The sequence below is a fragment of the Acinetobacter sp. SK-43 genome, assembly GCF_015351505.1.
In the GTDB taxonomy this organism is placed as follows: Bacteria; Pseudomonadota; Gammaproteobacteria; order Pseudomonadales; family Moraxellaceae; genus Acinetobacter; species Acinetobacter junii.
Genome location: NZ_JADKPY010000052.1, coordinates 1 through 14,113, shown reverse-complemented (window position 1 = coordinate 14,113; position 14,113 = coordinate 1). Strand labels below are relative to the sequence as shown.

Below are 14,113 nucleotides of genomic sequence, written 5' to 3'. Positions count from 1 at the left end.
AGATCTTTATGTGACTCAAGGCATAAAACATTTTGGACGAATCTAATTCCATTATTTCTTGCTGAGATGATGAAAATAATTAATTGAATAGTAATAAATGAAATTGAAAGTATCCATTGGAATAGTGTTGCTTTAAAAGTAATACAAAGAATAATAAAGCCAATAAGTATAAAAATAGTTAATATGCTGCTATCTCTAAAAAATAGAAATTTTAAATGAGAGTCAATAATTTGTTCATCATTTTTATGCTTTTGATAAATTTTGTACCAGACACGATTTTGTTCAGACGGTATTGTAGGAAGTACACCGAGCATCTTTTCTAAATTTTCCATATCATTACGTGGATCTTTTTTCGCATGTACAGTAAAAGCCCGATGCCCTGGAAGACTATATTTCAATTTCCCAAATATAATGTTATGTTTAATTTCTGCTGGTAAAATATTTAATAGTAATTTTACGATTAAAATACCTAAGATAAAGGATGATAATAACTTAAATAAAGAGTTATCCAACATACTTTTTGAAGTTATTAAACTTATAAATTTTTCTATATTCAATGAGGATAAAATAATATTTAAAACAAGAAAATCCATGCATATGATTTTCCATATGTTACTTATGTTTTCTTTTTGAAGTTTTTCTGAAGTTGATAATTCATTTGCCATAATTTATTGCCCAATCTCATCTTTTATAAAATGAGAGATATCTTCATAGTTTGATAAGGATATAAATTGATCATTTAACTTATTTAATTTCTCGTTATCCGTTATGAAATCCTTTAAGAGATTGTAACGTTTCAAAGTATAAAATAATAATGCTTTTCTACATTTTATCTCTATTTTTCCTTCAATCATTCCATAGTCAAATTCAATGGCTTTACGATGTGTTTCAGATAAGTCAGATGAAGGTTTAAAAACTAGTGTGATGTATGTATGCCATGCTATATCTTGTTCAGAGGATACGACTTCTTCATCTAGAGTTTCTGCTGTAAGAATTCTAGCTAAAACGAAATCACGAAAATCTTTACGTGTTTGACAAAATGCTCTTACATGCCAACGATGACCATCGAATACCATAGCATGAGGATTAAGTGTTCTTTCAGAAGCTACATCACTTGTCATTGAAAGATAGCTTACTCTGATTGCTTTTTTACTATTAATCGCATCAACAACCAACGCTAAGGTATTATCAGGCACTGTTCGCTCTAAAGATGGTAAGACATCACTTGGCGGTATAATGCCGATAAAGCTTTCATCACTTCTAATAATATTTTGATTTAAAGCCAGTAAGTTACGTAAATAGTAGCGTGAACCTTTTTCACTAAATAAAGGTTGGAATTCTTCAGACTTTAAATAAGCCTTTGTTTTTTTGTCATAAAATACATTATCTGGACGCCAATCTATATAACGAGCTAAGTCAAGAGAAGCTTGAGGAACAGATATTCCAAAAAAATCTACTAGATCACTACGATTGATTTTACCAGTCCATTGGAGTCTAAAATCAATAAACTCTATTCGCTTATCTTGCGACCAATTTGACGTTTTTGACTTTTTATCGGTCATACATCACCTGAAATGTTTACTAACAAATATAATTTTTAGATGGGTATAAAAAGTATTCCCATCTAAAAATTATATTGTATATTAAGACATCAATCTTTTCTAGTCGCTTAAGGTAAACGCATGACTGCTTCAATCGTTTTCTTTCCCGTTGATAATGGTGATATGACACTTATCACTTTATCTGATGGCAGAACCATATTAGTTGATATCAATATCCGCCAAGATGCTGATAATTCTTTAACCGCTACTTATGATGTTGCTAGCGACTTACGTGGCAGACTTAAGCGGGATATTAATAATCGTCCTTTTGTTGACGTATTATTATTAAGCCACCCTGATAAAGATCATTGTACTGGATTGCAAAAGCATTTTCATTTAGGAGCTTTAGCAAACTATTGTGATGACAAGAAATTAGACAATGAAAAGAGAATTGTGATTCGGGAGCTTTGGTCTTCACCAATGGTGTTTAGACGTGCTTCAAAAAATCATACTTTATGTGAGGATGCATGTGCTTTTAATAAAGAAGCAAGACGTCGAGTCAAAATTAATAAAGAGAATAATTTCTTTAATATTCCTCAAGGCGATCAAATCCTTATCATGGGTGAAGACGAGAATGGTAAGACCGATGATTTAAATCCTATTCTCATTAAATCTGGTACAACGTTTAGAATCAATAATCAAGGGTATGATTCAAATCTTGAATGTTTCTTAATCGCGCCTATGACAAAGCAAAGTGAAGAATTAGAATGTGTACTTTCTAAAAATCATTCAAGCGTGATCATTAATTTTAGTATTGCTTCAAATGACTATTCTGATAAATGCCGTTTCTTATCTGGTGGAGATGCAGAAGTAGAAATTTGGGAGCTGATTTGGGATAAGTATCGCTCTACTCCAGAGGTTCTTGCATACAATATTTTGCAAACACCCCATCACTGTTCGTGGCGTACTCTTTCACATGATAGCTGGAGTGGAAAGGGAGAAAGTGCAAAAGAGTCTGTTGATGCAGTCAATGCATTATCTCAGGCTAGAAAAGGGGCTGCCATTGTTGCCAGTAGTAAGTTGATTCAGGATGAAGACAGTGATCCTCCATGCATTCGTGCTAAACGGACCTATACAAGAATTGTCCAGCAACTCTCTGTGAGTGGTAAGTTTTACTGTACGGGTGAATATCCTAAGAGTACGAATGTGAAGCCACTCATTTTTGAGATTGATAACGTTGGGATACGTGTAGCTAATAAAGCTGTCATTGGCGCAGCGTCAATTGCAGCTTCCCCTAACCTTAGAGCAGGATAATACTATATGTCAGTCGATCCATTTTTCAAGATAGGTAAATCGTATTCTAGCTTAGATCCTAATCTTCTAAAGTATGAGCAGACACGTCAATTATTTCAATCATGCCTTAGTCATCCTGATTTCGATATTGCTGATATTGTTGAATTGTCTTGGAAATCAGATCAACCAGCTGAAGCGATTATTGTCCACTGTGGTGATGGGACTGTCCCAACAGAAAACCAAGTCGGTATTTTAGTGACAGAAGTACTGGCTATAGTTTATAACCCTAATAAACGATTTGGCAGTCCCTATGAGGTTTTAGCACTTCGAAAAGATTTTCCAAAAACTCCTCATTTAAATGGAACATCTTCTGGAGAGCCAGCCTCGCTTTGCTTATATGCTGAAAGTTGGGAATCAGTTGAGAGGACTTGGACACCCAAAAAATTTCTTCAGAGAGTCTTATGGTGGCTTCATGAAACATCAAATGATACTTTACATCTAAATGATATTGTTCCTGAGCGATTATTTTATAATAATTTTTACCAAGTAATTTTACCATCTGATTTTTTTAATAGTTTGAATTCCGAAAATTTCAAACTTAGGTTAAATTATATTTACAATCAGGATAAGCTATATAAAATTTTTAGAGCTTCATATATAGGCGTAGCTGAAAAAATTGATGAGGTTTCTTTTGAAAGTATAGTAGTAAAACTGCCAGAACTTGGTTTAAATCCGATTGAAAGAGTTCCTGATACTTTAGATGGTTTAGTTGAATATTTTAGAGCAAAGAATATTGATCTAAAGAATATATTGATAGAAGAAATTAAAAAAAATGTAGATCATAATGGTATTCAGTTTTTATCACCAAATACGAATACCTTCTTATTGCTTTTACTTATAGTTCCAATAGTTAATCAAAATAATGATGAAAGCACTAACTACGATTTTTATGGTTTTGCTCTTAGTAATGCTACTATTTCTGATTTGGGTATTAGGTTAGGAGCTTTGAATAAAGGTTTTGATAAAAAAAACGAGAATATATGTTTTCCTGATCACCATTTATTTGATCTAAAAGTTGAACAGCCCAATGATAATTTAACAAATATTCAACTTGAACATGTTCAAATTACATTCGAAACCACACAAAAGTTCGCAAGAACGGCCTCAGGAATAGACCCTTCAAACGCAAATTTTAACGGTGTATTAGCTGGAGTGGGTGCACTTGGTAGTACATTAGCTGAAATTTGGTCAAGAGAAGTATGGGGGAAGTGGTCGTATGTGGATGATGACTTACTTAAACCTCATAATGTAATTCGGCATATCGGTAAAGACTGCCATATTGGAAAATCTAAAGTAGATGTTGTAAAAGAATTAGTGGATCTAAATTACCGTTCTGGAGAGGAATGTATTGCTATTCATGCAAAAATTAATGATTTAGAAAATCCTCAAGTTAAAGAAGCTATTAGAAATGCTGAATTATTAGTTGATGTAACAACATCAATAGAAACCGCAAGAGATCTCCCAACATTAGCAAATTCGACACGTATAGTGTCTACATTTATAACCCCATCAGGTGAAGATTCTGTTTTATTATTTGAAGATAAAGAACAGAAGATTAGAATTGATGCATTAGAAGCACAATATTATAGAGCTATATTAAATAATGATTGGGGAGTAAAACATCTTAAGAAACATCTTGGTGCATTTAAAACAGGTGGAGGGTGCCGTGATATTTCTATGATTATTTCTGATGAATTAATTAAATTACATGGAGCTATACTGGCACGACAAATTCGTTTGGGAAGCCACTGTAATGAAGCTCAGATTAAAATCTGGTCTTTAGAGGATTCGACAGGACAAGTAAATTCTCACATTATAGAAGTATTACCTTCAAAGAGAGAAATCTTACAGAATGGCTGGACAATAATTTATGATGATTTTATTCATCATAAATTATCTGAAATAAGAGCAAAAGAACTTCCAAATGAAACAGGTGGTGTCATTTTAGGATACATCGATCAGAAACTAAAAAGTATCTATATTGTGGATGTTTGTGAAGCACCTCACGATAGCATTGCAACACCTACAACTTTCATAAGGGGAAGTAAAGGCCTGTCAGATTACATTGATCTATGTAGTAAAAAAACAGCTTATATTGTTCGCTATATTGGTGATTGGCATTCTCATCCTGACCATGTATCAACAAGACCCAGTGCGTTGGATGAAGTATTACTAACCGATTTACAAAATAAGATAGATGATCCAGATGATCCAGTTTTAATGGCTATTATAAATTCTAATAAAGTCAGTTTTTATCTTTAATATAGGGGACTATTATGGAAATCTTTGAATCTAGTAAGCTTGCTCTATTTATTATTTTTGCAATTCCAGGCTTTATTTCAATAAAAACCTATTCGTTACTGTGCCCAAATCATGAAAAAGATAGTACAAAGCTAATCATTGATGCCATTACATATAGTTGTTTGAACTATGCTTTATTAGGACCTTTTATTTATATGATGATTTTTAGTAAAAAGTGGGAATTTATTTGTCCTTTTTTTACAATTATCTTTTATTCATTTGTCATGCTTGTTTTTCCAGCATTTTTAGCTTGGGGATGGTTAAAGTTAAGAAATATGGAGTTTTTTAAAAAGAATGCCCCTCATCCTACACCAAGAGCATGGGACTATATTTTTTCTCAGAGAAAAGAATATTTTGTTTTAGTTACATTATCTGATGGAAAAAAACTCGCAGGAGAATATTCAGAGAAATCATTTACATCGAGTTTTCCTGAAGATCCACAAATCTACTTAGAAAAAGCATGGGAGGTTAGTTCTGAGGGCGGTTTTGAAAGAATACGTGAGCAATCTGAAGGAATTCTAATATTATCTAAAGATATTCAAAGTATTGAATTTTTTCAACATCCCTAATATTTATCTATGGAGTTATCAATGTCAACTAAAGATTTAAAAACTAATATTCAGAGTATACCAAACGACTTACAAACGAGAGGTTACCAACCACAAAAGGTGACTTCACCAAATCCGTCGAATACTCACCCCCCTAAAAAACCTTAATTTTAGAGTGAGATTAATTATGAATGATAAAACTCAAAGAGTGCCTGTTGGGGATGGTTATAGCCCAGCTGTGATAAAACCACACAACCCAATGCCTGGTGCAGGTTATCAACCAGAAAAATCGAAAGGAACGAACCCGAGTAATCCTCAAGCACCTACATCTCCACCAAAAAAGCCTTAAAATTATATAGAGCTCACATTCTTTATGTGGGTTCCCTTATTTATATTTACTTGTTTTTTGAGAAAATACTTTGAACAACATAAATGAAGAACCGATAACAAAAGGTTTAAAAAGTATCTATTTACATAACTCTTATATTAGAAATAAACGAGTTAAGTTGCGATGTGATGGTCATACCAATTTGATTGGTGGGAATGGTCGTGGCAAGACCAGTATGCTTAATTTATTACCCATATTTGCTGGAATTTCACCTGAAAGTATGGTGCAAAAAGCCGGTAATAAATCGAGTTTTCTAGATTTTTATTTGCCGAATCTGCAATCAATGATTGTATATGAATTTCTTGGGCAACAGGGTATGTGCTGTGTCGTGATGTACAGGCATCAAAATGGCATGAAACTGATTTATCGTTTTGTGAAAGGATGTGCTGAGGAAACATTTTTTGCACCCCAGTTTGATGAATTATTTACAAAAAATACGCCGGTGAATGAGATTATTCATGAACTGCAATTAAATAATATTAAAATTAGTAAGCAAATTGAAACTATACTGGATTATCGGGCTATTCTTCATAACGATAAAGAACGTTTTGCTCGTGATAAAAGTCTTCGTATGCTCGCAGCAGACTACGCCATGTGTGATCGTCAATATACACTGCGTCATCTGGGAGAATTAACTCGTGTACCTATGTCTCAGGTAGATCTGATTAATAAGTTTAAAAGTATGCTGGTAGATGCGTATCTACAGGATGAAAATGCGGTTGTAGGTGATAAAGGTCTAACTCATACGGCAAACTTAAATCTGATCGAGGACATGAGAAGTTTGCAGGAGTTTATAAAAGCAAGTTCACAACTTGAAAAAGGTACGCAACTTAGAGCAAACGTCATTCAAACATATCAGCAACTCCTTAAGGTGAAGTTACAGGGTCATGTGTTAACTGAACAATTTATAGAGGATGAGCGTGAGCTACAACACGAGCATGATACCTATTTACTAAAATACGGACAGGACAATGATTTTTTACAAACGACTATAACTGATCTGGCGACTCAACTACGTAGCAAACAAGGTGAATGTACAGCAGTTAAAAATCAGATTGAGCATATCAATAGGCAGGAACAGGAATATCAGCAACTCAATATTGATCGCATGATCAGTGAGTATCATGATCTGCCTGTTTATCAAACTAAAGTGCAGGAAGAACGTGCTCAACTACAACGTCTGGAAGCTTCTGCAAAAGATATTGTGGATTCCCATGATCAGCATATACGCCAGATTCGAGATGAAACATCTAGGGAAAAGGAGTCGTGGGAACAAAAGAAAGGAGATATACATCATCAACAGATTGAGCTCTTCAAACAACAATCATTAGATGAAGACATGCTTCGGACGGACCAGCAGGAGGAATTAACTGAATTGTCAAACAGGCAAGAATTAGCCCTTGAGACTATAAATGAAAATATTCAGCAGGCACATCGAAGTGTTGGCGAAGCTGGAGCATATACTTCTGACGAGCTGCAACATCTAGATTTAAATAAAAAATTATTAAAACAACAAAAACAGAAAATTTCAGAATATCTCAGTAAACACACTCTACTTAAGGAGAACGTTGAGATCCACAAACAACAGGTGCATGATGCACTTAAAGCATTGGAAAAACATAAAAGCTTATTGGATAAAGAGCAGGAAAAGGAACAGAAATTACGTGAACAATTAAATAATGAAGGTTCATTAATCAGTTTTCTGCGTACTCATCCTAATGAGGCATGGAAGCAGAATATTGGTAAATTGATTAATCCTGTTTTATTGCTTAGAAAAGGGCTCAATCCTAAATGGGAAACTGATGAATTAAGCCAGAACTCATTTTATGGATTGCATTTAGAATTGGATAAACTGAGTTTACCTCAGGAAGCGGACACGCTGGAGGATCTTAAAAAGCGTATTGAACAGCAGGCCTTGCGTTGTAGTCAATATCAGGCTGACCAGACAATGTTGGAACGTAAAACGAACACTGCCAAAGAAGAGTTGGAGCGTTTGCAAATAGAGCTGTCTGTATCTGAGCAGGATTTAAACAATTTAAATAGAAAATCTCAGGAATTAGATGCCGCACAGGAACGTATAGAGAAAAACATTCGCCTGAATGTCAATGAACGCAAGGAAAGGGCCGCCCAACTCTTACAAGATGCCGAGCAACAACAAAAATCCCTGATCCAGCAGCATAAGTCAGCCAAAAATAACCTGCAACAACTACAAGAAAAAGCTCGCGATAGTATTAAGGCAAAGTATCAGCTTAAAGATACCCAACTTCAGCAACAAGTAAAACAGATTGAAGACAATATTCATCAAGCTATAAAGCAGGGCGATGATAAAATTGCTGAGTTGCTTAGCGCTAAAGATCGAGCATTGCAGGCTGAAGGTGTGGATACACAACAGTTAAAACGAGCTGAACAACGTTTAGCCGATGCTCAACAGCAGTTTGAAACTGTGAATGGATACATTGGCAGAATTAATGCTTATCATAAATGGGTTGAGATAGAACTTAGTCAACGTGCTGGACTTCACGACCAATTAAAAATGATTCAGGAAGTGATTGAACATCTGGAACAAGAACATGCAGATGGTGTAAAAGCGTTACAACAACTGGATAAGGAAAAAAGTGAACATAACATGCAGTATCAAGCTGCTCTCAATATCATTCAGAGAAAATCGCAGCAACTTGATGATTTATTAAAACGTATGGAACCATCAATACTGGATTTTACAGAGTTGGAATCAGAATTTGCTATTGATGAAATAGAGAAACCACTAGATTTTGACTGGTATCTCAATCATGGGCAGGAGCAATTGTCTCAATTGGCAGATTTACGTAAAGAAAGCCTTAAATTACATACATTAGTGAAACAGATTTTGAGTTTGGCACAGGGTAATGGTCTGGAAAAATACTGGAGTAACCAGATGTTGGATTCTCGTTATCAGGTAGACAGTTTACCTTATATGTTACAGGCTATGACAGTATTGGGCAAAATGCTAGAGCATGAAATTCCATCCAAAATTAATGCAACGATCTTAGCATACCAGTCATTGGGTATCGTTTTTCAAAACCATTATGAATCACTCAAACGGTTTCAACGGAAAGTCTCCAGAGTCTCAGATGATCTGAGCTCGAATATTAATACCCATAATCCGTTTTCATCATTAAGTGATATTGAGATCCGACTTGAAGCTACAATCAATAAATTTGGTTATCTTACGGATCTGGAAAGTTTTGTGAATAAGTTTGACTCTGATGTGAATGAACTTCCTAATGAAAGCGTCATTGCCTCTTTGGAAAATGCAATAAAAGCTTTACATAATTCTAATGTTGAAAGTCATGACCTAAAAACCATGGTGGAAATGAGCATTTGCTTCAGAGAAAATACTCGTTTGGTCAAGGTGAGAAATGACAGGGATTTGGCAGAGGCCTCATCTACAGGTTTATCTCGCTTGGTGATTTTATTAATTTTTACAGGATTAATCCGTCATTTGTGCGCAGATGAAAGTGTAGCCATTCATTTACCAATTGATGAGTTGGGACAAATTGACCCAAGTAATAGCATAAAATTACTAGAGCTGATGCAACAGCAACAGGTCTACCTGGTGTGTGCTCAACCACAAATGAGTGAAGAAATCGGAAAGTCATTTCAATATAAATATAATATTGATAAAGATAAAGGCATTTCTCAGTTTGTAGTAAAGTCAAAAATTCAACAGAATCCACTACTTGTTGCAGGGAGCTGCGCATAATGAATCATCAATCTTTCGGTGAATGTATAGAACGGTTGCTTCGTGGTGAAATTATTGATACATGGTTGGATAAATCCCTGTATAGCGATTTATGTCAGCCTGATAATCTTCAAGAGATCAATCATTTTTTATCCAGACTGAATCGTAACTGTATTCGCAGCAATGATGGTAATGGGTTTTATTGTGCTTATCTGGATATTGAGTCTCCAGAAATTCGTAAGATTATTCAGCGACAATTTAATGATTTTGTTTCGAGAATTGAACCCATTGTGCAATGGGTACGCTTGTGCCGTACACTGACAAATGGCAGTAAGCCAATTGAATATGGAGATATCATTTCAAAAGGTCAATTGCTTACCAGTGTAGAGCAATCTCATTTAGGCAGTGAGCAACTGAAAAAACTTGCTCAAAAAGTTGCTAAACAATCGACAAGTACCAATGCATCCGATCAATTGCAATATGTACTGAATTATTTGCAGGATGAAAAATACCTGATTCTAGCGGGTCATGATGCTGGAACAACCTATCGAGCCACAGCGAAATGGTCATTATTTTATGAGCAATTGGAATATATCAGTGCCTGTGAACAGATCCCGACGGACAACTTGCATGACACAGCAGGGCAGCTAGTTCAGGATAATTTGATATAGGTATCCAGTATGAATGAAGCCAGAAAAGAACATCCCGCTGCAAAAGCCTGCTCGACCTTAGCTACACATATTGATGTGATTGGGGCCGCGATCAGTAATAATCATGGTGCGATTGAATTTAGCCCTGAACATGAAACAATGATTAAACGGTTGAATAGAGCAGGATTAGGCTATATCGAAACAGATACTGAGGCTTATATCCTGCATAGTACAGTTGTCAGGTTTGTTTCACATTTTGAAAAGAAAGGGCGAATCAAAAATTCCAGTGACGATATTCATGGATGTATTAACCAAATTGAGAGCTGTACTGAGACCTATCAATTTGCTAGACAACGAAGTCTGCCTGAAGCTAGACATTATTTAAGCCAACTCAGTGAATTGGTGGTTGAATTGTCCAGTTTACTGCATGAAAACTGCTTATATTTTTCCAGTATAGTGGCAGATCACTTAGCTGTCATATCCGATCTTGAGTTAAAAATTCATGTGACTGAACAAGCGTTAAAACAACATGGTAAATTACGCGAGACACTTACAATATTAAGTGCGGATTGGCTGGATCAAGTGATGTGTTTAGGTAAAGAGCTTGAACGACTGGTTAAGCGACGTTTGCAACCTGTGGTAAATGCTTGTAATCGTGAGTTATTAAATACAGCCCACCAGATTAAGGAACAGATTACAGCACTTAAAAAAGAACAACTGATCCAGCACCGCAATATATTGATTGATTCAGTTCATCGGTATTTATATGAAAATCAGATTGACATGCAACTGGAGGCAGGTATAAGACCAGATGTGTTTAATAGGGTCACAGCCATACCATTATTAGGTTATGGTAACGTTAATCAATATAGTCAACTCGATATTTTAGGAGAGCTGGGAGCAAAAACAGCAGAAAATCGACATGCCAAATCGAATATTAAACTGGCAGAAGCTCAAACAACCATCAACCAAACAAATGAGGTTGAGATTGTGGAACAAAGTCCATTACAGACGGCCCTAGAATTTTTTTTTGAGGCAGCCTTACAGAGCGATGCTGGTACAGAATGGCGTGGTGTAGATTGTTTCGAGAAATTACATCCAAAGGTTGAGCTAGAATTCTGGTTAATGTCATTGGTTAGCTATCATCATGTGAACCAAAAGACACATGAACACAAAATTACGATGCGCATGGAAGAAACCCAGACACCATATTTTGATGGTAACTTTTTAGTACATGATGTAGTTGTAACTAAATCTAGGAGGATCATGTGAACCAGATCCAGTTAAACGTCATTCGGGATGTGTTAAGGGAAAAGTCCACACAGGTGCGATTAAATAAAACCTGGCAATTACTTCATGAAGAACATGGGATTGGTAAGCGTGTAATTAATGGTCTGTGTTTAAAGGAGCGGGATTATCAGATATTAGAAAATTTGTATAAACAATATCGCAAGGATAATGTATTGGATGAGCTGCCTATAGGAGAGAATCGTCTTGAAGCTGTGAAAGTATATCGTAATGAAAAAAGCACATCAAAACAGGTGTTTGCAGATCAATTGGTATTTGCATCAATTCACCATAACTTACCTCTGAAATCAGTCTGTATGCCAATAGGGTATCCTACTTTCGTTCCAACAATAGATGTTAGTGAATTAGATATTACCGGTATAAAAAGGTTAGTGGTAATTGAAAATGCCACGATGCTAACAACTTTACATGAGTGGTATCAATGTTTACCTGAAGCCTGGCAATTTAGTCTTTTTATTTATCGTGGGCAAGGGCAGAATCAAAGTATTGTTAAAGCTCTTTTAGGCCAATTGAAACAGAATGTCCCTGTGGCAATTTATGCCGACTTTGACCCAAGTGGTTTATCCATAGTAATGGATTACTTAAGAATAAGACCTGTTATGATGATTGTTCCAAAAGAATGGGACCTGCTAGAAAACAATCATCCATGTAATCAAACAGATAAATATTTTGACCAGATTTATAAACTTTCTAATCTCGAAGAAAAGCTTTCTAGAAGTTCATATCTCTTACGTATGTATAAAATTATGCAGAAAGAAAAAATTGCATTGATGCAGGAGAATGTATTGCTGTTAAATGAATTGGAGAGTTTGGAGTTGCAAAATATTAATTAGAAATATCTATTTATAATCAAACATAAGTATTTAAAATTTATAAAAAATATTATATTTATAGTGTATGCTCTTATTCAATAATATTTTCAATTGTTGGTAGGTGCTATTGAGAAAAACACATGAAGAATAAAAAGGAATTACTTATGATTAGACATCGTTATAAAAGGCAACTTATTGAAAAAATCTTGTTTATACTATTTTTTATTAGCGGGCATGCCATTGCTGACTTCAACCTTTTTTTAGTAGTAGGGCTACTAAATAAAGGTTGAGTGTATGTACGAGCTCTTAAATAAAATTAAGAGCAGGGCTTGACGGAATGCCCAATACAGAAGATACTCATAAAATGAGGTTTGAGTACTTTTGTATTAGAACCAAACGGCTTATGTCTGCAAACATAAGCCGTTTTCTTTACATTAAATTAATTTTATATAAATTCTTTTTTCTCCCTTTAAATCATGCTCATAGCTTGATCAATTCACTGTTTTATTCCTAGTTTAACTGCAATTAAATGACTCTTTCCTCTTGATGGTATTCTTGTGTGATTCAAAATCTGATAAACAAGGCTAGGTGGAAAGTTGTTTTCTCGAGACCATTCAGCAATCGAAATGCTAGAATGATTAAATTCATCTCTAACTTGTTGAATAGTTTTTTTCATTAGAAAACTCCAATAACTTTTATAAAATTTATAAGAAGTATATTCACTCTACAATCATTACTTATTTGACACAATGATGATTTTTAGTTAACAACTACAAAAAGTCATAAGATTAATATTTAATAATAAGTAAATATTTTAGTGTCTTATTTTAATTTAAGATGTTTACAACAATAAATAACACATCATTAGGTTTAAGAGCTCTAGAAAATATCTGATTGTAATTAAATGAATTAGTATTTTAAGCAAGTAGCTTAAAGCTTTTAATTCAAGAGGAATTCTTAAAATTTTAATTTAAAAAATATATTTTAAAGCAGGGATTTATTTGAAAATTCTTACAAATATTTACTTACAATTTATCTATATTGAACAATGTTAATATTGTTATTTAAATGGCGTTACATGTGTCGCGAATGGCAACACATGTGTCGTTTGACGATGTAAAAGATGAAGTTATGGTCAAGTGTAAATCATTTAACATAATATATATTATGCGAAATTTAATGCATTTGAAAAATCTACACTACATATCTATTCATATTTACTTCCTAAATGCTTTTGGCGTAACACCAGTCCAATTTTTAAAAGCTCTTGAGAAATGAGAAACGTCTGCATAAGCTAAAGACTCAGATATTTCTTGTATAGATAGTTCATTTTTAATCAGCATGGCTTCTGCATATTGTTTTTTAACTTCAGCAATCAAAGCTTTGAATGTTGTGTCTTCAATTTCCAAGGCTCTAGACTAGCAGATTTACACTTAATTTTACCTAATGAGATTCCACAGCTCAGTTGCTAACTCATTAGGTTCCCTCATA

The 14,113-nt window shown here is 34.4% G+C and carries 12 protein-coding genes; 8 read left to right on the top strand and 4 right to left on the bottom strand.

What is annotated here, in order from left to right; translation table 11 throughout:
• Together IRT38_RS10760 and IRT38_RS10755 are read right to left on the bottom strand one after the other, a co-directional pair.
• On the bottom strand, positions 1-665 hold a 665-nt coding region (locus IRT38_RS10760; protein ID WP_194597675.1), incomplete at its 3' end, for a hypothetical protein.
• 3 nt (positions 666-668) lie between these two features.
• Positions 669-1,562 (bottom strand): helix-turn-helix transcriptional regulator, encoded by an 894-nt coding sequence (locus IRT38_RS10755; protein WP_120429969.1) that lies wholly within the window; start codon positions 1,560-1,562, stop codon positions 669-671.
• A gap of 120 nt (positions 1,563-1,682) precedes the next feature.
• Between IRT38_RS10755 and IRT38_RS10750 the strand changes: the two genes are divergently transcribed.
• From IRT38_RS10750 to IRT38_RS10715, 8 genes are all read left to right on the top strand, one after another.
• Positions 1,683-2,855 (top strand): metallohydrolase, encoded by a 1,173-nt coding sequence (locus IRT38_RS10750; protein WP_194597674.1) that lies wholly within the window; start codon positions 1,683-1,685, stop codon positions 2,853-2,855.
• Between the two features lie 6 nt (positions 2,856-2,861).
• Positions 2,862-5,156, top strand: a complete 2,295-nt coding sequence (locus tag IRT38_RS10745; RefSeq protein ID WP_194597673.1) for a Mov34/MPN/PAD-1 family protein — start codon at positions 2,862-2,864, stop codon at positions 5,154-5,156.
• Between the two features lie 14 nt (positions 5,157-5,170).
• Positions 5,171-5,764: a DUF6338 family protein gene (locus IRT38_RS10740; RefSeq protein WP_194597672.1), complete on the top strand. Its 594-nt coding sequence runs from the start codon at positions 5,171-5,173 to the stop codon at positions 5,762-5,764.
• A 166-nt stretch (positions 5,765-5,930) separates the two neighbouring features.
• A complete protein-coding gene (locus IRT38_RS10735) occupies positions 5,931-6,092 on the top strand; it encodes a hypothetical protein (RefSeq protein ID WP_004879542.1) in 162 nt (53 codons plus the stop codon).
• Between the two features lie 70 nt (positions 6,093-6,162).
• Positions 6,163-9,873 (top strand): ATP-binding protein, encoded by a 3,711-nt coding sequence (locus tag IRT38_RS10730; RefSeq protein WP_194597671.1) that lies wholly within the window; start codon positions 6,163-6,165, stop codon positions 9,871-9,873.
• Positions 9,873-10,523: a hypothetical protein gene (locus IRT38_RS10725; protein WP_120429974.1), complete on the top strand. Its 651-nt coding sequence runs from the start codon at positions 9,873-9,875 to the stop codon at positions 10,521-10,523. The genes IRT38_RS10730 and IRT38_RS10725 overlap by 1 nt, the downstream gene beginning before the upstream one ends.
• Before the next feature lie 9 nt (positions 10,524-10,532).
• Positions 10,533-11,774 (top strand): hypothetical protein, encoded by a 1,242-nt coding sequence (locus tag IRT38_RS10720; RefSeq protein WP_194597670.1) that lies wholly within the window; start codon positions 10,533-10,535, stop codon positions 11,772-11,774.
• Complete coding sequence (locus IRT38_RS10715) at positions 11,771-12,643, top strand: DUF2399 domain-containing protein (RefSeq protein ID WP_194597669.1); 873 nt, start codon at positions 11,771-11,773, stop codon at positions 12,641-12,643. The genes IRT38_RS10720 and IRT38_RS10715 overlap by 4 nt, the downstream gene beginning before the upstream one ends.
• Before the next feature lie 475 nt (positions 12,644-13,118).
• Here the strand turns inward: IRT38_RS10715 and IRT38_RS10710 are convergent, their stop codons facing one another.
• Together IRT38_RS10710 and IRT38_RS10705 are read right to left on the bottom strand one after the other, a co-directional pair.
• On the bottom strand, positions 13,119-13,298 hold the full coding sequence (locus IRT38_RS10710; RefSeq protein WP_194597668.1) for a DNA-binding protein: 180 nt from the start codon (positions 13,296-13,298) through the stop codon (positions 13,119-13,121).
• Positions 13,299-13,839: 541 nt separating this feature from the next.
• Entirely contained in the window at positions 13,840-14,031 is a 192-nt protein-coding gene (locus IRT38_RS10705) for a helix-turn-helix domain-containing protein (RefSeq protein WP_227592161.1), read from the bottom strand.
• Positions 14,032-14,113 lie beyond the last annotated feature (82 nt).

Excerpts from the sequence above, each read along its gene's own strand:
- IRT38_RS10740 (WP_194597672.1), top strand. The coding sequence starts at position 5,171 with ATGGAAATCTTTGAATCTAGTAAGCTTGCTCTATTTATTATTTTTGCA.
- IRT38_RS10755 (WP_120429969.1), bottom strand. The coding sequence starts at position 1,562 with ATGACCGATAAAAAGTCAAAAACGTCAAATTGGTCGCAAGATAAGCGA.
- IRT38_RS10710 (WP_194597668.1), bottom strand. The coding sequence starts at position 13,298 with ATGAAAAAAACTATTCAACAAGTTAGAGATGAATTTAATCATTCTAGC.
- IRT38_RS10735 (WP_004879542.1), top strand. The coding sequence starts at position 5,931 with ATGAATGATAAAACTCAAAGAGTGCCTGTTGGGGATGGTTATAGCCCA.
- IRT38_RS10745 (WP_194597673.1), top strand. The coding sequence starts at position 2,862 with ATGTCAGTCGATCCATTTTTCAAGATAGGTAAATCGTATTCTAGCTTA.
- IRT38_RS10750 (WP_194597674.1), top strand. The coding sequence starts at position 1,683 with ATGACTGCTTCAATCGTTTTCTTTCCCGTTGATAATGGTGATATGACA.
- IRT38_RS10720 (WP_194597670.1), top strand. The coding sequence starts at position 10,533 with ATGAATGAAGCCAGAAAAGAACATCCCGCTGCAAAAGCCTGCTCGACC.
- IRT38_RS10725 (WP_120429974.1), top strand. The coding sequence starts at position 9,873 with ATGAATCATCAATCTTTCGGTGAATGTATAGAACGGTTGCTTCGTGGT.